Origin of the sequence: Camelimonas abortus (assembly GCF_042432745.1) — a bacterium.
In the GTDB taxonomy this organism is placed as follows: domain Bacteria; phylum Pseudomonadota; class Alphaproteobacteria; order Rhizobiales; family Beijerinckiaceae; genus Camelimonas; species Camelimonas abortus.
In genome coordinates this window covers 237,337-259,027 of the sequence record NZ_JBHLWR010000004.1, presented here as the reverse complement: position 1 = coordinate 259,027, position 21,691 = coordinate 237,337, and the positions used below count along the sequence as shown (strand labels likewise).

Annotated in this window: 16 protein-coding genes and 1 pseudogene; 10 read left to right on the top strand and 7 right to left on the bottom strand. The window is 63.8% G+C overall.

Translation table 11 applies throughout. The features are described 5' to 3' along the window. Positions 1-107 precede the first annotated feature (107 nt). Positions 108-614, bottom strand: coding sequence for an urease subunit beta (locus ACFFJB_RS01355; protein WP_376828921.1), 507 nt, complete (start codon positions 612-614; stop codon positions 108-110). A 230-nt stretch (positions 615-844) separates the two neighbouring features. Between ACFFJB_RS01355 and ACFFJB_RS01350 the strand changes: the two genes are divergently transcribed. The 5 genes from ACFFJB_RS01350 to ACFFJB_RS01330 all read left to right on the top strand — a co-directional run bounded on the left by ACFFJB_RS01350 (position 845) and on the right by ACFFJB_RS01330 (position 5,771). Next, complete coding sequence (locus ACFFJB_RS01350; protein WP_376828919.1) at positions 845-2,131, top strand: ABC transporter substrate-binding protein; 1,287 nt, start codon at positions 845-847, stop codon at positions 2,129-2,131. 220 nt (positions 2,132-2,351) lie between these two features. Next, entirely contained in the window at positions 2,352-3,242 is an 891-nt protein-coding gene (locus ACFFJB_RS01345; RefSeq protein WP_376828917.1) for an ABC transporter permease subunit, read from the top strand. A 5-nt stretch (positions 3,243-3,247) separates the two neighbouring features. Then, the gene (locus ACFFJB_RS01340; protein WP_376828916.1) at positions 3,248-4,351 is read left to right on the top strand and encodes a branched-chain amino acid ABC transporter permease; all 1,104 of its coding nucleotides are present in this window, start codon (positions 3,248-3,250) and stop codon (positions 4,349-4,351) included. Next, a complete protein-coding gene (locus ACFFJB_RS01335) occupies positions 4,348-5,064 on the top strand; it encodes an ABC transporter ATP-binding protein (RefSeq protein WP_376828914.1) in 717 nt (238 codons plus the stop codon). The genes ACFFJB_RS01340 and ACFFJB_RS01335 overlap by 4 nt, the downstream gene beginning before the upstream one ends. Next, entirely contained in the window at positions 5,064-5,771 is a 708-nt protein-coding gene (locus ACFFJB_RS01330; RefSeq protein WP_376829110.1) for an ABC transporter ATP-binding protein, read from the top strand. Before ACFFJB_RS01335 ends, ACFFJB_RS01330 begins: the two co-directional genes overlap by 1 nt. Positions 5,772-5,914: 143 nt before the next feature. On the opposite strand, the gene ACFFJB_RS01325 is transcribed toward ACFFJB_RS01330, so the two are convergent. The 3 genes from ACFFJB_RS01325 to ACFFJB_RS01315 form a co-directional block, all read right to left on the bottom strand. Further along, positions 5,915-6,670 carry a helix-turn-helix transcriptional regulator gene (locus ACFFJB_RS01325; RefSeq protein WP_376828912.1) on the bottom strand — a complete coding sequence of 252 codons (756 nt, stop codon included), beginning with the start codon at positions 6,668-6,670 and terminating at the stop codon, positions 5,915-5,917. 397 nt (positions 6,671-7,067) lie between these two features. Next, complete coding sequence (locus ACFFJB_RS01320; protein ID WP_376828910.1) at positions 7,068-7,379, bottom strand: urease subunit gamma; 312 nt, start codon at positions 7,377-7,379, stop codon at positions 7,068-7,070. Positions 7,380-7,685: 306 nt separating this feature from the next. After that, positions 7,686-9,860 (bottom strand): TonB-dependent receptor, encoded by a 2,175-nt coding sequence (locus ACFFJB_RS01315; protein WP_376828908.1) that lies wholly within the window; start codon positions 9,858-9,860, stop codon positions 7,686-7,688. Between the two features lie 273 nt (positions 9,861-10,133). Here ACFFJB_RS01315 and ACFFJB_RS01310 point away from each other — a divergent pair, with 273 nt between their 5' ends. Further along, entirely contained in the window at positions 10,134-10,544 is a 411-nt protein-coding gene (locus ACFFJB_RS01310) for a hypothetical protein (RefSeq protein ID WP_376828906.1), read from the top strand. Between the two features lie 13 nt (positions 10,545-10,557). Continuing rightward, the gene (locus tag ACFFJB_RS01305; RefSeq protein WP_376828904.1) at positions 10,558-10,773 is read left to right on the top strand and encodes a phage tail protein; all 216 of its coding nucleotides are present in this window, start codon (positions 10,558-10,560) and stop codon (positions 10,771-10,773) included. Positions 10,774-11,240: 467 nt separating this feature from the next. On the opposite strand, the gene mqo is transcribed toward ACFFJB_RS01305, so the two are convergent. Continuing rightward, positions 11,241-12,737 (bottom strand): malate dehydrogenase (quinone), encoded by a 1,497-nt coding sequence (gene mqo, locus ACFFJB_RS01300; protein WP_376828902.1) that lies wholly within the window; start codon positions 12,735-12,737, stop codon positions 11,241-11,243. A 214-nt stretch (positions 12,738-12,951) separates the two neighbouring features. Between mqo and ACFFJB_RS01295 the strand changes: the two are divergent. Together ACFFJB_RS01295 and ACFFJB_RS01290 are read left to right on the top strand one after the other, a co-directional pair. Continuing rightward, positions 12,952-14,125 (top strand): annotated as a pseudogene (locus ACFFJB_RS01295) (IS3 family transposase). A 495-nt stretch (positions 14,126-14,620) separates the two neighbouring features. Beyond that, positions 14,621-15,810, top strand: a protein-coding gene (locus tag ACFFJB_RS01290) for an IS3 family transposase (protein WP_376828900.1) whose coding sequence is annotated in 2 segments (ribosomal slippage) — positions 14,621-14,870 and positions 14,870-15,810 — 1,191 coding nt in all. Because the reading frame shifts where the segments join, the coding sequence is not laid out codon by codon here. A 658-nt stretch (positions 15,811-16,468) separates the two neighbouring features. On the opposite strand, the gene ACFFJB_RS01285 is transcribed toward ACFFJB_RS01290, so the two are convergent. After that, the gene (locus ACFFJB_RS01285) at positions 16,469-18,712 is read right to left on the bottom strand and encodes a glycosyltransferase (protein ID WP_376828899.1); all 2,244 of its coding nucleotides are present in this window, start codon (positions 18,710-18,712) and stop codon (positions 16,469-16,471) included. 54 nt (positions 18,713-18,766) lie between these two features. Between ACFFJB_RS01285 and ACFFJB_RS01280 the strand changes: the two genes are divergently transcribed. Further along, positions 18,767-19,963, top strand: coding sequence for an IS256 family transposase (locus ACFFJB_RS01280; protein WP_376828581.1), 1,197 nt, complete (start codon positions 18,767-18,769; stop codon positions 19,961-19,963). 40 nt (positions 19,964-20,003) lie between these two features. Here ACFFJB_RS01280 and ACFFJB_RS01275 read toward each other — a convergent pair whose 3' ends face one another. Continuing rightward, entirely contained in the window at positions 20,004-20,333 is a 330-nt protein-coding gene (locus ACFFJB_RS01275) for a hypothetical protein (RefSeq protein ID WP_376828897.1), read from the bottom strand. Between the last annotated feature and the right edge of the window lie 1,358 nt (positions 20,334-21,691).

The following is a 21,691-nucleotide window of genomic DNA, read 5'->3' as shown; positions in this document are numbered from 1 at the left end:
GCCATGCCGGGCGCGAAGGGCGGGGCGGGCCGCCGGCGCCTGCGGCGCGGTTGCGTGGGCGTGCGTGAAGGAAGGAGCGCGGCCGGGCAGGGCCGCCGCGCCAGGCTCTAGCCGTCGCTGGCGGAGTCGCCGAAACGGCTGTCGGGCCGCTCGCGCACCTTGTAGCGCTCCCCTTCGAAGCAGTAGCCGTGGGCGCGCAGGCGCTGCATCGTCAGCTCCCGGATGATGTCCGAACGCACGGAGCCGTTGGTCATGTTGTTCATGCCGAACGCCACCTGGCGGCCCGCATAGGTGGTGAGACGCACCTTGCGGCTCTGGCCGGGCTCAAAGCGCACGGCGCTGCCCGAGGGAATGTCGAGGCGGTAGCCGAACGCCGCCTCCCGGTCGAAGGCCATGGCCTTGTTGCATTCGGCGATGTGGTAATGGGCGCCGATCTGGATCGGGCGGTCGCCGGTGTTGACCATCACCAGTTCGATGGTCGGGCGGCCGGCGTTGATCTCAATGTCGCCCTCGGCGAACGCGATGGCGCCGCACTTTTCGGGCTCACCGACCGGGAAGGCTTCTTCCGGAACGACGGACTGCGGGATCGGGGGTCGAACCCATCTGGCGGACATGGATCAGCTCCGTGGGGATGACACAGGTTTCCGGGCGTTTCACGCGGCCGGCCTGGCTGCCGGGCCGGCGGACGGAACAGGCGCCGCTGTTCCCCACGATTAAGCCGCGCGCCGCGGCCGCCCGCAGCTTCCCCAATCGGGTAGCGTGCCAGGCGGCGCCCCGCGCTTCTAGGCTCCATGCTGACGTCAACGATCCCTGTCCAGCGTTCGTGACCAAACAGGAGCCTAAGGTGAGCAAGTCCTTCTTGTACGGCGTCGCTACCTCCATGTTCGCCCTGGCGCTCACGGCAGGCGCCGTGCTGGCCCCCACCGCCGCGGAAGCGGCGAAGAAGAAAGACAGGATCGTGGTGTGCGCCATCGACGACCTGTCAGGCGACTTCTCGATCATGTCCACGCCGAAGACCTACGGCTACAAGCTGGCCGTAAAGGAGATCAATGACGCCGGCGGCATTGACGTCGACGGCGCCAGAAAGCTGGTCGAACTTGTCCAGTACGACGGACAGTCAGACGTGAAACGCTACCAGGAGCTGGCGCAGCGCTGCGTCTTCGACAATGAGGCTGACGTGGTGATGGCCGGCTACACCGGCGCAGAGCGCGAGGCCGCCCGCAAGGAGGTGACGCGCAACCGGACCATCTACTGGCACAACAACCAGGGCGAAGGCGGCATCGCCGACAAATACTCGTTTTTCTCCGGACCGACGCCCGAACAGCAGGTGCTGCCCGCGATCAAATACATGATCGAAAACATGGGCAGGCGCATGACCTTCATTGGCGCGGACTACAATTTCTGCCGCGCCATCGGCCAGTGGGTGCGCGTGGCCGCCGCCCTGAACGGCGGCGAACTGGTGATGGAGGAGTATTTCCCCTTCGGCGTGTCGCAGTGGCAGGCCACCATCGACAAGATCAAGAACGCGAAGCCTGACTTCCAGGTGCACTGCCTGGTGGGCGCCGATCACGTGCAGTTCTATCCCCAGGCCCAGGCGGCCGGCCTGAAAACGCCGGTATGGTCCAACGTCACCATCGCCGACGGCTATGAGCACAAGCGCTTCGCGCCGCCCTCGCTCGCCAACATGTATGTGCCCCCGGCCTATGTTGAGGACGTGCCGGGCGAGGCCAGCAAGGCCTTCGCGGCGAAGATCCGCGCCATGGCGCCGGACATCCCCTACGTCAACGAGCACGCCGCCTTCGGTTACGTCGCCGTGAAGGCCATGGCGGAGGCCTGGAAGAAGGCGGGAACCACCGAAACCGAACAGGTGATCAGGGCGCTGGAGTCGGGCGTCGAGCTTCCCGACGCGCCTGGCGGGCCGTGGAAGCTGGACGGCAGGCAGCATCACGCCGCCATGCACACCTACCTGTTCCGGGTGAAGGACGACCACACCCTCGAGCTGGTGAAAGATCTCGGCATGACCGGGCCGTCGTTTCTCTCACAAATCGGCGTCGACATGACGAAAAAATCGCCAGGCCGCGCCTTCCTGCCGGGCGACAACCCCGAGTGGAAAAAGTTGCTCGCCAACTGAGCTTCGCCTGACGGGCCCGCGCGCCGCCGGACGGTCCCTGCCTCCGCGCGGCGCGCCGGCTGGAGCGTGGCGCGACCTTGCGCGAGGCCGCGCCGGCGCGCCCCGGGCCGTCACGTGGAACGCTTCCTGCATCTCCCGGAGATGATGTCTGTCTGCGGCGGCGATGGCGCGCGGTCACGGATTGCGCCGTCCGCCGCCGGAAAAAGCGGAGAACCCCGACATGGACTGGGCCGGTCAGATCTTCAGCTGGATCTACCAGTACTTCGACAACATGGCCTTTCTGATGCTGGCGGCCGTCGGCCTCATCCTGATCTACGGGATGATGGGCGTCATCAACATGGCGCACGGCGAGCTGATGATGATCGGCGCCTATGTGGCCACCGCCACCTATCACGCCGGCGCGCCCATGCCGCTGTCGGTCATCGCCGCCGGCGTCGCCGCGGCCCTCGCCGGCGTGGTCATGGAACAGCTGGTCATCCGCCATTTCTATAACCAGCTCCTGTCCTCGCTCGTGGTGACATGGGGCCTGAGCATGATCCTGAGCCAGGGCGCGCTGCTGCTGCTCGGTCCGGCCACCATGAACATGCCCACGCCCTACGGCAGTTTCGACGTAGGCGCCCTGTCGTTTTCCGTTTACCGCATGGTGATGGCGGGCGTGGCGATCGGCCTGGTCATCCTCGTGTGGGCGCTGTTCCGCTTCACCCCCTTCGGCATAAACGCCCGCGCCGCCATGGAGAATCCGCGCATGACGGCGGCGCTGGGCGTCAACACCCGCCGCCTTTACACCGGCGTCTTCGCGCTGGGCGCGGCGCTGGGCGGCGTCGCCGGCGCCATGTTCGCCCAGACGGCGGCGGTGTCGCCGTTCTTCGGCCAGAGCTACACGCCGATGGCCTTCATCACCGTCGCGCTTGGCGGCGGCGCCAACGCCATCCTCGGTCTGGTCTACGCCACGCTCTATCTCGCCGGCGTACAGACCACTTTCGCCAACGTGTTCAACCAGTACGTCGGCTACATCTCCATCATGGCCGCGGCCTTTGTCTGCCTGCTCGCCATGCCGGAAGGCATCTCCGACTACGTGCAGAAGCGGCGCGCACGCGCCATGGCGCGATGACCGCCATGAAGAACTCTTTCCCCCTCCGTCTCCTCTCCGGGCTCAACGGGCCGCAGACCCTCGGCAACTCGCGGGCGTTCTGGACATGCTGGATCATCGTGGCGGCGGCGTTCGCGCTGCTGCCCGCGTTCGCCAGCCGCTACCAGGTGCTCACCGCCAGCAACTTCATGATCTCGGCCATCCTGGCGCTGAGCCTGTGCCTGATCTGGGGTTACGCCGGCATTCTCAGCCTTGGCCAAGCGGCGTTTTTCGGCATTGGCGGCTACGCCTATGGCGTGGCCGGCATCAACCTCATCGGGATCACCGGCGAAAGCCTCGCCGCCGTGCTGGCCGGCGCGCTCGCGCCGGCGATCCTCGCGGCGGTGGTCGGCGGGCTGATGTTTTACAGCCGGCTCAAGAGCGATTATGTCGCCATCCTGATGCTGGTGGTGTCGCTGCTGCTCGGCCTGTTCATGCGCCAGACCGCCGACCCCGGTTACGCCATCGGCGGCGCGCATCTGGGCGGCATGAACGGACTGGGCCCGGTCTCCGCCGATTTTCCCGGCATTCCGGGCCTCACCGTGGGCTGGGGCGAAAACGTCGTCGAGTTCGACGGGCGCAGCGCCAGCTTCTACTGGGTGGCGCTGGGCTGCCTGATCGCCGTCTATCTGGGCCTGCGCTGGCTGGTGAACTCCAGCTTCGGCTACCTGCTGGCGGCGGTGCGCGAGGATGAGCGGCGCACCGAGACCTTTGGCTATGACGTGCGCAAGATCAAGCTGGCGGCGTTCTGCCTCTCGGCGGCGATCGCCGGCTTCGCCGGCGCGCTCTACACGGCGTGGGGAACCTACATCCATCCGGACGGCTTCGGCGTAGGCCCCAACATTCTCGTGGTGATCTGGGTCGCCGTGGGCGGCCGCAAGGACCTGACCTCGGTGGTTCTTTCCACCGTCCTGCTGTCATGGATCTCGATCGAGCTGTCATCCTGGGGCGAGATCTCCATGCTCGTGCTCGGCTTCATCCTTGTCGGCGCCATGCTGGTCGCGCCCGAGGGCGTGTTCGCCACGCTGGGCGAAAGGATCGGGCGGCTCACCGCCCGTTCCGGCTCCGCACAGGGGGAGGCGGCGCGATGAGCAACTCCATTCTTGAAGTGCGCGACGTGGACAAGGTGTTCGGCGGCGTGCGCGCGCTCAGCGACCTCTCAATATCGATCGCCGAGGGCGAGGTGCACTGCGTCGTCGGCCCGAACGGCGCCGGCAAGAGCACCTTCTTCAAGATCCTGATCGGGGTGGAGCGTCCCACCCGCGGCCAGGTGTTCTTCAGGGGGCGCGACGTCACCCGGCTCAAGGCGTTCGAACGCGCGCGCCTCGGCCTTTCGGTGAAGTTCCAGAACATCAGCGCCTTCGGCGACCTCACCGCGGCCCAGAACCTGTTCGTGCCGTTGCGGCGCAACCATCCGAAGGCGGAGATCCGGGAGCGGGCCAGCGCCATCCTGCGGCGCATCGGCCTGCCGGGGGTCGAGGACGTTCCGGTGAAGCGCCTGTCGCACGGGCAGCAGCAGTGGCTCTCCATTGGCCTCGCCATCGCCGCCGAGCCGGAGCTGCTGCTGCTCGACGAGCCCGCCGCCGGCCTGTCCGCGGAGGAGACGGCGCGTACGGCCGGGCTGATCCGTGAGCTGAACCGCTCGGGCATGACCGTGGTGGTGATCGAGCACGACATGGGCTTCATCCGCAGCCTCAACGCCCGCACTTCGGTGCTGCACTACGGTTCGCTGTTCGCGCAGGGCTCGTTCGACGAGATCGCCGCCAACGAGGACGTGCGCCGGATCTATCTGGGAGCCGAATGATGACGACGCCGCAACTTGAGCTGGCCGGCGCGTGCTCGGGCTATGGCCGCGTGCGGATCATCAACGACGTGTCGCTGACGGTGGCGACGGGCGAGATCGTGGCGGTGATCGGCCGCAACGGCGTCGGCAAGACCACGCTGATGAAGACCATCATGGGCGAAATCCGCCCCATGGCGGGGCGGATCGTTTTCCGGGGAATCGACGTCACCGCCATGGACGCCACGCGGCGGGCCAGGCTGGGCGTCGGCTACGTGCCGCAGGGACGCGACGTTTTCGCCACCATGACCGTGGCCGAGAACCTCGCCATGGGCCGGGGCGTGGGCGAGGCCCGGGAGCTGGATCTGGAGCGCGTGTTCGGCTTTTTTCCGGTGCTGAAGAAGCGCCTGCACCAGAAGGCCGGCTCGATGAGCGGCGGCGAGCAGCAGCAGCTCGCCATCGGTCGTATTCTTGCCGGACGTCCCGACATCATCCTGCTCGACGAGCCATCTGAGGGCGTACAGCCCAATATCGTGCAGGACATTGGCCGCATCATCCGCCGCCTGCGCGACGAGGAGCGGCTGACCGTGGTGATCGTGGAGCAGAAGCTGTCGCTGATCCGCGCCGTCGCCGACCGTTGCGTGGTCATGGACAAGGGCGCGGTGGTCGACGAGATCCCGCCGGAAGCGCTGGACGATCCGGAAACCGCGGCGCGCTACCTGTCGATCTGACGGCGTCGCCACGACCTGACGGCGTCGCTCCGGCGCGCCGGGCGCGGCGCCGTTCGCGCGACCCCTGCCCGCGCCTGCAGGCGCTCGACGCCTGTCCGGCGCCGTCCGGGCGCGGCGCCGCCGGCGTCTGGCGGCGCGGCCTCTTACAGCAGGCCAAGCTGCGCCGCGGTGGCCACCGCCTGCACGCGGTTGCACGCGTCCAGCTTGCGCATGGCGTTCTTCAGGTGCAGCCGCACCGTCTCCACCGAACGGCCGATGATGATGGCCGTTTCATGCGACGTCTTGCCGGCGGAGGCCCACCGCAGGCATTCGATCTCTCGTGGCGTCAGCTGCACGTGGGTTTCCCGCTCGATCTGGTTTTCGAGGCCGCGCTCCAGCACCAGCTGGGTGAAGTCATGGGTGAGGGCGCGCAGCGGCTCCCACGCATTGTCGCGCACGTGCTCCCAGTTGCGGCAGCTGCTGTCGACGATGGCGCTCACGACGGCGAAACGGCCGAAGGGCAGGTGAACCGGCACGGTGACGCCGCGCCACAGGCCGAAATCTCCGAGATAGGCGCAGGCCTTGCGCTGCTTTTCAGTGAGCCATTCACTGGACTGCACCTCCGCCCACTCCAGCGGCATGATGCCCTGGAAGCATGCGCGATAGTAGGGATCGACGCGCATGTACTGTTTCCACTCGCCCTCCCAGTCCCGTGGAAAGTTGCGGACGTTCAGCTTCAGCGGCAGCCAGTCGCCATTGGGCAGGCGGGCCGGGGTTGGCAGGTAGGCGTACAGGACCTGCGTGAAGCCCATGTCGCTGGTGATGGCGAACAGCGTGTCCAGCGCGGAGCTGAAATCCTCGATCTTGCCGGCGCAGGCCGCAAAGTGTTTACGGATACTTTCCGGAGAATGGGAAATCATGACGATGCTCCCTGCTGCGGACGCCCGGACAATCGGGGAATATCCAGACTTCGCACGGGCTGTCCGTATCCACGCAAAAGCAAGTCGCGTGCCACGCCGAAAATCATGGTGTTCGCCATGAAAACCGGGGTCAGGACTGCGCTACAGGGTGATCTGCCTGAATGTTGCCCAGGTAAGCGGCGTGATTTCTGCTGAATTTGTCATCCGCTGTTCATGCGGCGCGCAGGGCGCCGGTCGTCAGGCAGGATGTCGCGGTCGGCTTACGTAGCGTTAATTGACGCGCGGCGCGCACCGGCGACTGCGCCGGCGCAGACGGGACGTAAGGCGCGGGACAGGGAGAACGGCGGGAGCGCGTGGGGAAGGGCGGCGCGCCGCGACGGCGCGCCGCCGGAGCGGTTCAGTCGCGGATGGGATTCATCACCGTGACCAGCTTGGTGCCGTCCGGAAACAGCGCCTCGACCTGAAGGATGGTGAGCATCTCCGGCACGCCTTCCATCACATGCTCGCGTTTCAGGATGGTCGCGCCGTACTCCATCATGTCCGTCAGCATGGGAATGGAGCCCTCGCGCGCGCGCTCCAGAATTTCGTCGCTGATAAGGGCGACCGCTTCGGGGTAGTTCAGCTTCACGCCCCGCTCGAGACGGCGGCGGGCCATTTCTGCGGCCGTCCAGATCTGCAGGCGTTCTTCCTCGCGAATGGTGAGATGCATGAGGCTGGGTCCCTGGTAAGTGGGGAGGGCGGGCTCTGGCCCTGTCCTCCGGATCGCTTGTGCGGTCCCCGTCCGGCGGGGACCGGGCCGGGGCGCGCTCCGCCCGGAGCGCGCGCCCGCGTTCCGGATCGCCCCGTCCGCCTGGCCCGGCCGGAGGCCGCCGCGGAACATGTCGGCGTGTCCGGAGCCGGCGCGGCGCCGCTCCGCCGGCGTGGCGGGCCTGGCGGCGCAGACCGATTAAGCATCCGGAAGGTCCGTCCGCGCATCCTCCCCGATCGGGTATAGCTTGCGGGCGCGGGGCGTCCCTCAGAACGACATGCGCAGGGCGAGCGTGACGGCGCGCGGCGGCCCCAGCCGCCACATGCTGGCGGCCGCAGAGTGATGCGCCGCGCCGGAGGAGGCGTAGATGGCGTCGAACAGGTTCTCCACCGTGAGGTCCAGCCTGGCGTATGGCGCCGGCCGCCAGCTGAGGCCGGCGTTGACCACCGTATAGGCCGGCCGGGTGACGGTGTTGGCGTCATTGGCGTAAGTCCTGCCGACATATTGCAGGCCGGCGGTGAGCCGCCAGTGCTCCATGAACCGCCAGGTCACCCACAGACTGGCGGTCTGCTGCGGCGTGTTGGCGGGGGTGGCGCCGGTGAAATCGCCGTCCGGCTGCACGAAACGGTCATAACGGGCGCGCAGCAGCGCCCCGCTGGCGTCGACGCGCAGCGTGTCCGTCACCGCAAGACCGAGCCGGGCCTCAACGCCGCGCGACGACTGCCGGCCGATCTGGCGCACCACGCTGTAGTCCGCCGGATCGCGCGACAGCATGTTCCTCCGGGTGATGTGATAGGCGGCCAGGGTGGCTTCGCCGCGTCCGCCAGGGAGCATGAATTTCACGCCGGTCTCAATCTGCTCGCCCACGGGCAGGCGCATGTCCTTCACCGCGTCGGAGAAGCCGAGCACGCTCGTCACCGGCTCGCTCGCCTTCGCGTACTGGGCGTAGACGGCGACGTCCGGGCGCGGGTTCCACACCGCGCCGAGACGCCAGTTGAGCGAATCCAGCGTGGCCGCCGCATGGGCCCCGGTCGCCGGGTTGTCGCGGTCAAGGCGCGGGGCGTCGAAACGCAGACCGCCGATGAGCGAGACCTTGTCGCTGACTTGCAGGCGGTTGTCCGCGAACAGCGCGTAACGCCATGTCCTTGCGTCCACGGTGGTCTGCATGGCGTAGGCGCCGAAGAAACCGGGCGCGCCGCCGAACAGCGGCGTCACCGACTCGCCCGGGTAAGGGGAGTTGTCGCGCTTGCGGAAACGGACGTGCTCCAGCTCGAGTCCCACGGACGTGGTGTTTTGCATGCCGGCCAGCGTGGCGCGGAGGGCGCCGTCGAGCCGCGTCCCGGTCTGCGCCACGCTGTGGCGGATGGCGATGTAGTCATTGCGCAGCACGTTCGCGGAGCCCGGCAGCCACGTGTAGTTTTCGGCGTTGCGCCAGTTGCGTTCGCCGGTCACATGCCAGGCGCGGGCGTTGATCTCCACCGTGTCTGACGGCGTCCAGCGGGCGTGAAGCTGGGTGATGCTGTCCTGAAACCGCAGGATGTTGTCGGCGATGTTGAAATTGCGCTTGCGCAGGCTGGACAACAGCGCCCCGTTGACCAGCGGCGTGGCGAAATAGCCGGACGGCTCGTCGTGACCGTAATCCTGCGACAGGGTGAGCTGCAGGTCGTCAGCGGGCTTCCAGGCCAGGGCGCCGGAGAGGGCGAGGGAGCGGGCGTCGCCGCGCTCCATCCAGCCGCGCGAACCGCGTCCGGCCACATCGACCGTATAGGCGGCGCTGGCGCCGACGGGGCCGGCGCTGCCGCCGGCGAGGCCGAACATGCCGAACGAGCCGGTCGTCGCCATGACTTCGTTGCGGCGCCCGTCGAACATCGGCTTGCGGGGGATGACGTTGATGGCGCCGCCGATGGCGCCCTCGCCATGCAGCGCGGACGCCGGGCCGTGCAGAACCTCTACCCGCTCCACGGTCCATGTGTCGAAGGGGAAGGTGATGGCGCCGCCGCCGGCGTAAAGACGCACGCCGTCGTAGAGGCGGGTGATGGCCTGGGCCCCGGTGAAGCCGCGCATGGACATGGCGGACGCGCCGTCGCCCGGCTCGCCGATGAAGGTGACGCCCGTGGCGTCGCGGGCGATGGCCTGCTGCAGGCTGGCCTGTCCGCGGTCGCGCATGGTCTCGCCGGAGATGACGTCGACGCTGGCGGGCGTTTCCATCACGGTCATGGGCAGGCGCGAACCCGCGCGCGTCACGGTCTGCAGGCCCGGGGGGGACTCCGGCGCGCCCTGCACGGAAATCTCGTCGAGCGTCACCGCGCCGCCGGCCGCCGCCGGAGTGGCGGCGTCAGGGGCGGGCGTGTCCCGGCCGCCTGCCTCGCGCGCCGGAGCCGGAGCGGCGGCGATGACGCCGGCGACAAGCAGACTGGAGACGGTAAGCGCGTGCGGACGCATGCGGGCCTCGTCTGGTATGACTTCCTGTTCAAAACGTCATACCGATCTTACGGGGCGGCCGCGGCCGGACATCCTCCCCGGTCGGGTAGTGGCGGCGCGCCGCACGGGCGTGGCGGACCGCCCGGCGGTCATCCGGCGGCTTCTCACCGTCATGCACGCTCGTCACCGAGGAGCTGCGCCAGCAGCTCAAACCCAGCGGAATGCTGAGCAGGCAACCGCTGCGCCGGTTGCGACGCCGGCTTGCGCGACTACGTTGCGCAAGTGTAATCGCATTTGCGCAATGAGGAGGGAGCCGTCATACGGATTGGCAGGACTGTCGCCGGCGCCATCGCCGGCCTGCTGGTTGTGGCGTCTGCGCACGCCGACATCATGTTTGGGGCCGCAGGCAAGGCGGAGCTTGCTTCGCTGAAGGGGGTGTATAACGACGAACAGCTGAAGCGGCTGGAAACAGCTTCGCTCCTGGTGACAGCTGACAGGTTGTGCGGCGAAACGCATGTAGACCCGGAGCGCGCTTTCAGAATCGTTGCCAGTATCGCAAAGACAAATGGCATTCCCGAAAACGTCTTTATGCGGCATGTTGTAAAAATCGCAGACCTGAACGTACGGGAGATAGGTTCAGACACCCGTCGCATTATTGAGGAATGCGAGCTGTTAAAAAAGCACGTTGGTCCAAGAGAGGACTGAGACAGGGTAGCCAATGGCGCTGCAGGCGTTCACGTCACCGTATCCGCCCAGCAAGTCCGTTGACCGGCCCGAGGTGAAGGTGCTGACGGCCGAGTTTGGCGACGGCTACACGCAGAGCGCGGGCGACGGGATGAACAACATCCGCCGCGTGCTGACGCTGACCTGGGACAACCTGACCCCGGCGCAGGCGGGCGCAATTGAAACCTTCCTGCGCAATCACAACGGGTAGATTCCGTTCGTCTAGACTCCGTCGGACGGGTCCGTGTCGCTGCGCTGGATCTGCGCCGAATGGTCGCGCGAAAAGGTACGCCGAACACCTTCGAGGCGATCTTCAGGCAGTCGTTTAACCTCATGAAATAAATCGCCACCGACTTATGATATAGCCATCGGTATGATGGTCTGATGGCTACGATTGAAAGTGTTGTTCAGACGCCCAATCCCGGCGACGGCGTCTCCCTTTACAGGCCGACCTGACGTCGGTTGGAGGGCTGGTGCTGTTCCTCTGCGAAGCAGCACACAACGCCGATACGGCCCCGACCGGCGTCAGCTTCGGTATATGCCCGTTGATGCTGGGTTTGCTGATTTCCGCAATGGCAGGCGGTTCGTCCTGCCGCCCTGGATGGCGCGCATGCGCGCCCGCGCCCCGGAGCCCGCCGGCTGAGCCGGGGCCGGGCCAGCCGCGCCGGCCATCGCCGGTCAGACGTTGTCGATCTTCAGCACGGCCGCCGTTTCGGCGCGGATGCTGGCGCAGGCGGCGGCGTCGGTCGTCAGGTCCACGCCCCAGGTGGGGATGACGCGCTTCAGCGCCGGCAGCCAGCCGTCTGGCGTCATCCGGGAGGCGAAACATGTCTGCAGCACCTCCAGGGCGATGGCCGCCGCCGTCGAGGCGCCGGGCGAAGCGCCCAGCAGCGCCGCCAGCGAGCCGTCCGCCGCCGGAACAAGCTCGGTGCCGAACTCCAGGAAGCCGCCGCCGTGGTGATTGGGCTTGATGATCTGCACGCGCTGGCCCGCCACGGCTTCCTTCCAGTCGCCGCGGACGGCCTCAGGATAAAACTGCTGCAGCATGCGGAACTGGTGGCTGGCGCTCTGCAGCACCTGGCCGATGAGATATTCGGTCAGCGCCGCATTGTCCTTCGCCACGTCCAGCAGCGGCAGAATGTTCCACGGCGTGATGGACTCAAACAGGTCGAGCAGCGAGCCGTGCCTGAGGAAACGCGTGGAGAAGCCGGCGTAGGGCCCGAACAGCAGCGAACGCCGGCCGCCGATAATGCGCGTGTCGAGATGCGGCACCGACATGGGCGGCGAACCGGTGGCGGCCTTGCCGTAAACCTTGGCGTGATGGCGGGCGCTCACCGCGTCCACGTCGCAGCGCAGCCAGACGCCGCTCACCGGAAAGCCGCCGTAACCGCGTCCTTCCGGGATTTTCGACATCTGCAGCAGGTTGAGCGAGTCGCCCCCGGCGCCGATGAACACGAACCGGGCCAGCACGTTCTCGCGGCTGCGGTCGGCAAGGTTCTCCACCGTCACCCGCCAGCGCCCGTCCGTCTCGCGCTCAAGACCGGCCACCTGGCGCCGGTAATGCACGGAAAAACCGGACTGCGCCGTCAGCTGGCCCACCAGCAGGCGGGTGAGCGCGCCATAGTCCACGTCGGTTCCGGTGATCATGCGCGTGGCGGCGATTTTTTCGCCTGGCGCGCGCCCTTCCATGACCAGCGGCGCCCATTCGGCGATCTGTTTCGGGTCCTCGCCGTACGCCATGCCCCGGTAGCAGTGATGCGCCGACATTTCCGCGTGCCGCGCCCGGAGAAAGGCGACGTTTTCGTCGCCCCAGACAAGGCTCATGTGCGGGCAGGGGTGAATGAAGGCGCGCGGGTCCGCAATGGCGCCCTTGCGCACAAGATGCGCCCACAGCTGGCGGGAAATGTCGAACTCGGCGTTGACCTTCAGCGCCTCTGAAATGTCGATGGAGCCGTCCGGCCGCTGCGGGGTGTAATTCATCTCGCAGTTGGCGGCGTGGCCGGTGCCTGCGTTGTTCCAGGAGTTGGAGCTTTCCAGGCCGCAGTCATCCAGCCGCTCGAACATCGCGACGGAAAGCGAGGGCTCCAGTTCTTTCAGCAGCGTTCCGAGCGTGGCGCTCATGACGCCGGCGCCGATGAGCGCGACGTCCAGGGTTTCTGGCGGGGACTGGGTCATGGCCGGACCTCCGACATTCAGCTGCGGGCGGGCGTGGGGACGAAGGCGGGAGCGGTCGCGGGGTCGTAGGCCACATAGACGCGCCGCCATGGCGCGTCATCGAGCAGGCGCCAGCGGTGTCCGGATCCGGCGCTGTCCTGGGCGATGAGGTGGTCTGCCCCCTGAAAAGTGGTCCTCCCTGAAGTAGGCTATTGAGCCGTAGGAGGACGTTTGAATGCCCCAGAAGAAGCATAGACCTGAAGAGATCGTGGCGAAGCTGCGCCAGGTTGATGTTCTGTTGTCACAAGGCCGGTCAGTTGGCGAAGCGGTTCGTTCGATCGGCGTGACACAGTTCACGTATTACCGATGGCGCAAGGAGTTCGGCGGCCTGAAGGGCGATCAGGTGAAGCGCCTGAAAGAGCTTGAGAAAGAGAACGACCGGTTGCGCAAGGCGGTGTCGGACCTGACGCTCGAGAAGCTGATCCTGAAGGAGGCTGCCTCGGGAAACTATTGAGCCCCGCTCGCCGCCGTCGCTGCGTCGATCATGTCATGGCGAAGTTCTCCGTCTCGGAGCGCTTTGCCTGCAAGGTTCTCGGCCAGCACCGTTCGACCCACCGCAAAAAGCCCAAAGGCCGGCCGGATGAAGAGGCATTGACCGCCGACATCATCCGCCTGGCCTCACGCTACGGCCGCTATGGCTATCGCCGGATCACGGCAATGCTGCGATCCGAAGGCTGGACGGTGAATGCCAAGCGTGTCGAGCGCATCTGGCGGCGGGAGGGGCTGAAGGTTCCCCAGAAGCAACCGAAGAGAGGACGTCTCTGGCTGAATGACGGATCATGCGTTCGGCTTCGGCCGGAGCACCCCAATCATGTCTGGTCCTATGACTTCGTCGAGGGCCGGACCCACGATGGCAGGAAGTTCCGCATGCTCAACATCATCGACGAGTTCACCCGGGAGTGCCTGGCGATCCGCATTGATCGCAAGCTCAACTCGACCGACGTCATCGACACCCTGTCGGACCTGTTCATCCTGCGCGGCGTGCCGGGCCATGTCCGTTCCGACAACGGCCCGGAGTTCATCGCCAAGGCTGTACGGGAGTGGATCGTAGCCGTCGGCGCAAAGACAGCGCAGCGTTCATCGAACCAGGAAGCCCTTGGGAGAACGGCTACTGCGAGAGCTTCAACTCGAAGCTCCGCGACGAACTGCTTGACGGTGAGATCTTCTACAGCCTCGCCGAGGCCAAGATCATCATCGAAGCCTGGCGGCGATACTACAACACCAAGAGGCCACACTCGTCGCTTGGATACAAGCCACCGGCACCCGAGGCCATCATCTGGCCTGCGCCAGCAAGCGGAGCAGCACCGTCATCTGCCCAGGCAATAGCCCCAAGGCCGATCATGAACTAAGATTGAAACCGGACCACCCTATGGGGTCAGGCCAGCGGGACTTTGCCGCCACAGCGGCCAGATCACTAAAGCGACGGCTGTTCCGGCTCCGCGTGAGCGCAACGGTGACGGTGAAATGAACGACATCCGGGAGGGGCATTACCCGAGAGCTGGAACGACCGGCCTGCAAAGCGTCGCCAGAAGGACCGCAATGCGCGCTGGAGCCTCAGATACGGCAGGGCGAAGGATGGCGCCGGTCCGGCGGACGTCAGGCCATTCGATCGGCCGTTCCCATGTCCGGTCACAGGAACCGCGCCGGCGTTGACCGGCCCCCAGTTTATCCGGACCCGGGACGCCAGCGCGGCCAACGCGTATGGTGGCGCGCGTCCTTCAGCCCTCGTCGCAAAGGCCAATACGGGGTCAGGCGTCAGGGCAGATACGGGGTATGGGCTTGACGTTGCCCCCTGCGCCTATTCCGGTTTGAAGTTTGATCTGGCCCCGCTGAGAGGACCAGACATGAAGCGCACGCGGTTTTCAGAAGAACAGATCATCGCCATCCTGAAGGAACACGAGGCGGGCATTCCGGTGGCGGAGCTCTGCCGGAAGCACGGCGTCAGTGACGCCAGCATCTACAAGTGGAAGGCGCGGTTTGGCGGCATGGAAGTGTCCGAGGCCAAACGGCTGCGGGCCCTTGAGGACGAGAACAGTCGCCTGAAGCGCATGCTGGCCGACGCAATGCTCGACAATGCGGCGCTGAAGGATCTTTTGGGAAAGAAGTGGTGACGCCCGCCACGAGGCGACAGGCCGTTCGCCATCTCATGCAGCAGCACGGGATGAGCGAACGTCGGGCGTGTAAAGCCACCGGCTTCAGCCGCATGAGCATGCGTTACCAGGCGCAGCGCCGGGACGATGGCGTCCTGCGCACACGGATGAAGGAACTGGCCCATGAACGCCGGCGCTTTGGCTACCGGCGTTTGCATGTGCTGCTGCGTCGTGAAGGCTTTGAGGTCAACCACAAGCGGCTCTTCCGGATATACAGGGAAGAGCGGCTCGGGGTGCGCCGTCGGGGCGGTCGCAAGCGGGCCATCGGAACACGGGCGCCAATTGAGCCGCCGCTGTCGCCAAACGAACGGTGGTCGCTGGACTTCGTGTCCGACCAACTGACGGATGGCAGGCGGTTCCGCGTGCTGACAGTCGTGGACGACTGTACCCGCGAGTGCCTCGCGCTTGTAGCGGATACGTCCCTCTCGGGGGCGAGGGTCGCGCGTGAACTGGATGCCCTGATTGTCGCCCGGGGCAAGCCAGCCATGATTGTCAGCGACAATGGCAGCGAATTCACGTCGAACGCCATTTTGACGTGGGCAGACAGGTCCAGGGTGCGCTGGCACTATATCGCGCCTGGCAAGCCCATGCAGAATGCGTTCATCGAGAGCTTCAATGGACGTCTGAGAGACGAGTTCCTGAATGAGACGCTCTTCTCCACGCTGACCCAGACGCGCTCCCAACTGGCCAGATGGCGAGCCGATTATAACGGCTCTCGCCCACATTCTGCACTGGCGTGGCAGACGCCAGCCGCCTTTTCGGCAACGTTTGCGCAGCGGCGGGATCTGCCGTTGCGCCAGGTCGCGGGCTCCACGACAGATCCCGCTTCAACCACCCGTTCCAAGGCAACCCAAAACCGTCAGGTCGAACTCAGGGCTGGATAGAACTTGGGGGCAACGTCAGGCTTGACGAGGAATGAAGTGCCTCTGGCGGAAGGCATGTTCCGCAGCCAGATCCGCCGCAAGAAGCTGAAGGGTCATCCGATGCCCGCCCACGTCGCACGGGCGAATGCGCGACGTCCCGGTGACAGGCGCTCCGGTGGAACATGTCGCTGCCGCCCCGAGGCGCCGTATGGGGCTGGTGACCCGGACCACTGGCATGGCAGGCCGGCTGGCGACCGGCATGGCCGGTCGGGCCTGCAGCTTCACCCGGCTGGCCTGGCTCGAAGGGGAGAAGTGCGACCGTATGATGCCTGCAGGCCGGCACTGACGGCCCAAGTGATGATAATACCTGGGCCGGCGCCAGTTGCAGCGTACTGGCGACATCCACCGCCTTAGCCCTAGCAGAAGCTCGCATTTTTGAAGCGACCAAATTTGGAACGTGGGCTCGCTGAATCCGCCTTGTCGGACGGCATCCTTGATCGGCAAGCGTGGCCGGCCCTGCTTCAAGAACCCGTTGATGCGCCACGCCGTGAATCGACTCTTCCCGTGTCTGTCATTCTCCAGGTTGACGGACCTCACTTTCATTCAGCTGGTACGGCTGTCAGGGCATGTTACAGGCGCAATATTATCTCATGGGCGTTAGCTCAGATCGGGCGGTGGGTTACGATGCCCGGCCCTGAATCTGATTGAATTTCTCAAGAAGAAAATGCAACGCGCTCTCCGGGGCATTGATATACGTTTCCGGGATAATTATACCATCCTGTGTCTGGGAAATGCGTTCAGCCTGCGCGCCAATATCAAAAGATGCAAGACGGACGCCGGCCGCGCGCGCAAGATCGATTACATAACAGTACGTCTCCGGGAAAACGCTAGAAATAAAGACATAATGTGGATCTAGCTGCTTCAATAACACAACAGCGTCGTGCTCGTTAGCATAACGGCCTGAGACATATATATTGTATTTTCTCAGATCATCATCAATATCGGTATATCCGACAACGAAAATGTCGACCGGCAGCTTCCGCCGCGCCACAATGTCAGCAATGCTCTTGAGGACCAGCGACCCCTTGACGACGCCTATGGCGCCAACAAACGCAAGCCGCAGCCGTTTGTCGGCGCTGCTTATTGGCTTAAGCGGCGCTGGCGGAAGGCTTGCCCGATGTGGCGTGACCTCAATCGTAATATCGGTCAAATCGCGTTTGATAATGTTCGCCGCAGCATGTGACGGCGCGATTACACGACGCGCTTTTTTCAGGAACAAGCGATAAGCTTCCAGGCGATCCTCGACGGGACAGATGTCCGCAACGCCGGTTCTCATGGCGGTCCAGGCATTCCGGTCTGCGATTGTCGGCAAACCACAGTAAAGACCATCCGGTCTGCGAAGGTCATAAATCGGTGAAATGCAGGAATAATCATGGCAAACGTATGTGAACGGCTTTCCGGAAGCCGAAATAATATCGAGCATTTTTTGGTGCGCTTGCCAGCTTGATCCAGCGAAGCTGTTTACAATTATCTCGCGTGCGCCAGCCTTCGCAAAAATTGTGCGGACGAGCTCGATATCGGTAGTAATATCCAGCTTCTGGAGATTTGGGAAATCAAAGAGCATTTCAAGCGGCGCATCTATGGACAGGAAGCGCTCATCATGGACGCGAATAACGCAATATTTCTGTTTATTTTTCCTATATTCGTTGCATAGATTCTGCACGTAGGTTTCCGTCCCTCCGCCGAGATCATGCGTTACCAGGATAAAGCCGTCCTCAATGAATTTTGTCAGCAGCGCAATATCAATTGATGCGCGATAATGACGGGCCGGATCGGCCTTGATGTGCAGTCGTACAAGGTCCTGGTACATTGGGTGGCGTTCCAGAAGCGTTCGTTCACCGCGCTTCATATTTTTTTCTTTTATTGCAGAAAATGAAATGGAGCCGACGTGATATACGAATACGTCCGCGGCGAGGATATTTTTGTAGCCAGCGGCCAGGGCGCGCATGCAGAAGTCGTTCTCCTCCCCATAGCCTATGGGGAATGCGTCGTGATCAAATGCGCCAAGCGCGTCGATGACAGAGCGGCGCATATAAAAACAGAAGCCGACGCCTGTCGGTAACTCGCATGATCTGCCGCGATTAAGCGTGCCTGCAAGCTGATCGATTTCCCAAGGGGCGACGCCAAAATATGTTAAATTTTCCCGGTCCACGGCCGGATAGCTGCAGATGGTCGCGTTATTGGAAAACGGCGTAATGGTCGCGACAGAAGGGTCCCGATCCGCATGGGCGATCATTCTTCTGAACCAGCCAGAAAATACATAAGCGTCTGAGTTCAGCAAAATAATGTCCATATGATCAGGAACAAATTTGATCGCTTTATTTACCGTCGCGACAAATCCAATGTTTTTGTCATTTTCAATATATATATATTTGTCCTTGGCCGCGAGATCACGCAACCGCGCGGTCAACTCGGGGTCGGGGCTTCCGTCGTTAATGACCAGAAGACTGTAAGGATCCCCATCGCGCCCTTGCAGGGCGTGGTAAATCGAGCACAGGGTCTCTTCCATCCCCTTATACACGGGAATCACGACCATGCACCGTGAGCTGTCAACGGACCGGGCCGGGGGCGCGGCCTGCCAGGCGGCGTCTGAGGGGAGATCAGGAACATACCACGTCCTGTCGGCTTGCGCGAGACCCGCCGCTTTCCGCTTTTTATGATAAACCGCCAAAGGAAATTCGCGTCCCGTCCCTCGCATATGCCTTTTCTGAAAATAAACAGGGTCAAAAACGGGCGACGGACGTCGCCCCTCCTTCCATCCATACAACAGGTAATGCAGCGCAGGATCAACATTAATATTTCTTATGTCTGGATTATTTAAGATCGTGTCCCGTGCCGTGGTGTAGTTGGATTTCATAGCCATCGGTGATTTCCGATAGGGTCGGGTTGCTTAGAACCAACCTGAAGGACACCACCGATGACCGACGATATGATGAACCTGCGCTCGCTCGTTGAGAAGAGTGCTGACGCCGATTTGCTGCGCGAGATGATCGGCTTTGCCGCCGAGAAGCTGATGGAATTGGAGGTCGGCGCGAAAACAGGCGCGGCCTATGGCGAGAAGAATGCCTTTCGGCTGGCCCAGCGCAACGGCTACCGCGACAGAGACTGGGAGACGCGGGCCGGAACAGTAGAACTTCGCATTCCGAAACTCCGCACCGGCAGCTACTTTCCGAGCTTCCTGGAGCCGCGTCGCATGGCCGAGAAAGCCCTGACCGCGGTGATCCAGGAAGCCTACATCCAGGGCGTTTCGACCCGCTCGGTTGACGACCTCGTTAAGGCCATGGGCATGTCGGGCATTTCCAAGAGCCAGGTCTCCCGGCTGTGCGAGGAGATCGACGAGAAGGTGAAGGCTTTTCTCGACCGGCCCATCGAAGGCGAATGGCCCTACCTCTGGATTGACGCGACCTATTTGAAGGTCCGGCGTGGCGGGCGCATCGTCTCTGTTGCAGTCATCATTGCCGTCGGCGTCAACACCGACGGCCGACGCGAAGTGCTCGGCATGGAGATCGGCACGTCCGAGGCCGAGGCGATCTGGACCGAGTTTCTTCGAAAGCTGACCAGGCGGGGTCTGCGTGGCGTCAAGCTCGCCGTCTCAGATGCGCATGAGGGCATCAAAGCCGCAGTATCGAAGGTGCTCTGCGCTACCTGGCAGAGGTGCCGGGTGCACTTCATGCGCAATGCTTTGGCCCATGCTGGAAAGAGCGGACGGCGTGTCGTCTCCGCCTTCATTGCCACGGCCTTCGCTCAGGACACGTCGGAGGCGGCAAGCACCCAGTGGCGCAACGTCGCCGACCAGATCAGGCCAAAGGTGCCGAAGCTCGCCAGTCTCATGGACAGCGCCGAGCAAGACGTGCTCGCCTACATGACCTTTCCCAAGCAGCATTGGGCCAAACTTCACTCGACCAACCCGATTGAGCGATTGAACGGCGAGATCAAGCGGCGGACAGAGGTCGTCGGCATCTTCCCCAACGACGACGCTATCGTGCGCCTGGTCGGTGCACTGCTGCTCGAACAGAACGATGAATGGGCCGTCCAGCGATCCCGCTATATGACCCTTGAGACAATCGCTACGATGAGCGATGATCCACTCATCAGCCTGCCAGCAACAAGCTGACACTCATCCGACCCTCTGGGATGAGCCGTGGCCGTCTAAGCTACACCACGTCCTGGGACATCATCTTATTTAATATATAATATTTCCTGTCAAAATGCACCGTCAGCGCCTCAAAAATATCGGCGAGATCGCTTTCAGATCCGATCAGTTTCTTTAAGCGATTAAGCGCATAAGCTGATTTATAGGTTTCAGCAAGCGCCTTATTAAATGAGAATTCATTATAACGATGCCCAATAAGGCGCCAGAAAACTGCAGCCGAATATGACCATGCGTTGCCAGCTGGAAATTTAAGTCTCATTACGCAATCCTTGACGGCAAGGCGGGCGATGTCCCCATTTCCGGGAGCATATACTTGATACCTGAGCGCCACCCAGTTCCCAAGCGCACAGCCTGTGCTACATAAGCACATCACAACTTGCCAGCAAGATACGGCTGGCGCATTATCTCCATCATGTCTTCCTGAACGACAGTTGTTTCGACATTTGGCGGCGCATATGGAGTCGGGCCCGGAGGCCAGATGGCGGGTCAATGTCGTCGTCGAGTGATTGCATGCAAACGATGTTCCGCTATTTGGCTCTACAACCGACGGGTGCGTCTGGGTGTTGACGATGGGCAGCGCGTAGCAGTCCATGCCGAAGAGGGGCGCCTCCGACGCTTCAGCGCCACCGCGAGAATGTCAAGGGTCGTCCGGGGGTGCGCCGGAGCAGGTTTTTGTCAGGTGGCGATCACAGCCTCCGTCTGTTCCATGGCAGCCTCCTTAAAGGCCATAAGCGTAGCTCGTACAGCCGCCGGATTGCGAGATCGTACGTCCCCAAACGCCACTGCATGCCGTTGATCACTCGCCGGTCATCCCCATGCGACGCCGCGCTGCTTGCTCGGCGATGGCGGCGCGATAACCGCCCATTTGTCGTTCGGCAGTTCGTGTAGACGCATGACACCCCTCCGTATCTGAAGGGATTGAGTCACGCCGCCTTCATCAATCCAAATTTATGGGGGCGCTTTCTGATACCGGCCTTGCTCCCGGGACCTCAGATAGCCAACTGGCCCTTACAGCGCATGTGAACGAATATCACACGCTCTTGCAATAGCCAGAGTACGGCGGGCTCCTGATCCAACCAACAGAGAACGATGGCCAGCGCCGGGTTAGATAACCGATTGCGCTCACCGGCGGTGTCCACGCCCGGCTTCTCCTGCCGATCGGCGCCGCAACAGGCGCGGGCGCGCAGGGCTTCGACCGACACTGTTCGCGCGGCCGATGGTCAGGGAAGGCTGGAGGAGCGGCGCTCTGTCTCGGAGCGCGGCGACAGGCATGGTCGCGCGGGCGGCGCGCGCGCCCCGGGCAGGGCGTGGCGCCTCGCCAGATGCCGCGCCTCAAGCGCCAATGGGGTACGCATGCATTTTCGCAGAAGAAACATTATGGAATTAAAATTCGCATCCGGTAACACCCGGGCATGGACGACGCGCGGTTTCGCGGCTTTTCAGCCCCCCCCCAGCCCGGCGCGCCCGCAATGATCCGGCCCGGGCGCTGAAAACGCGCATTTCCGCCGGGCGTGTGGCGACCGGCTTTAGCCCGCCGACTGGGCCGCACCTCGGAACGGCCGTACTGGCCGCCTCGCGGCGCCTGCGCCTCCTGTTCACGCCGCGGCGCCTATGACCACCCCAATAGAGTGGTCGCTTCCCAGCATCAGACATGCGGACACAAGCAACCACCGAACATACGGCCGATAG

Excerpts from the sequence above, each read along its gene's own strand:
- ACFFJB_RS01355 (WP_376828921.1), bottom strand. The coding sequence starts at position 614 with ATGTCCGCCAGATGGGTTCGACCCCCGATCCCGCAGTCCGTCGTTCCG.
- ACFFJB_RS01345 (WP_376828917.1), top strand. The coding sequence starts at position 2,352 with ATGGACTGGGCCGGTCAGATCTTCAGCTGGATCTACCAGTACTTCGAC.
- ACFFJB_RS01340 (WP_376828916.1), top strand. The coding sequence starts at position 3,248 with ATGAAGAACTCTTTCCCCCTCCGTCTCCTCTCCGGGCTCAACGGGCCG.
- ACFFJB_RS01335 (WP_376828914.1), top strand. The coding sequence starts at position 4,348 with ATGAGCAACTCCATTCTTGAAGTGCGCGACGTGGACAAGGTGTTCGGC.
- ACFFJB_RS01330 (WP_376829110.1), top strand. The coding sequence starts at position 5,064 with ATGACGACGCCGCAACTTGAGCTGGCCGGCGCGTGCTCGGGCTATGGC.
- ACFFJB_RS01325 (WP_376828912.1), bottom strand. The coding sequence starts at position 6,670 with ATGATTTCCCATTCTCCGGAAAGTATCCGTAAACACTTTGCGGCCTGC.
- ACFFJB_RS01320 (WP_376828910.1), bottom strand. The coding sequence starts at position 7,379 with ATGCATCTCACCATTCGCGAGGAAGAACGCCTGCAGATCTGGACGGCC.
- ACFFJB_RS01315 (WP_376828908.1), bottom strand. The coding sequence starts at position 9,860 with ATGCGTCCGCACGCGCTTACCGTCTCCAGTCTGCTTGTCGCCGGCGTC.
- ACFFJB_RS01305 (WP_376828904.1), top strand. The coding sequence starts at position 10,558 with ATGGCGCTGCAGGCGTTCACGTCACCGTATCCGCCCAGCAAGTCCGTT.
- mqo (WP_376828902.1), bottom strand. The coding sequence starts at position 12,737 with ATGACCCAGTCCCCGCCAGAAACCCTGGACGTCGCGCTCATCGGCGCC.
- ACFFJB_RS01285 (WP_376828899.1), bottom strand. The coding sequence starts at position 18,712 with ATGGCTATGAAATCCAACTACACCACGGCACGGGACACGATCTTAAAT.
- ACFFJB_RS01280 (WP_376828581.1), top strand. The coding sequence starts at position 18,767 with ATGACCGACGATATGATGAACCTGCGCTCGCTCGTTGAGAAGAGTGCT.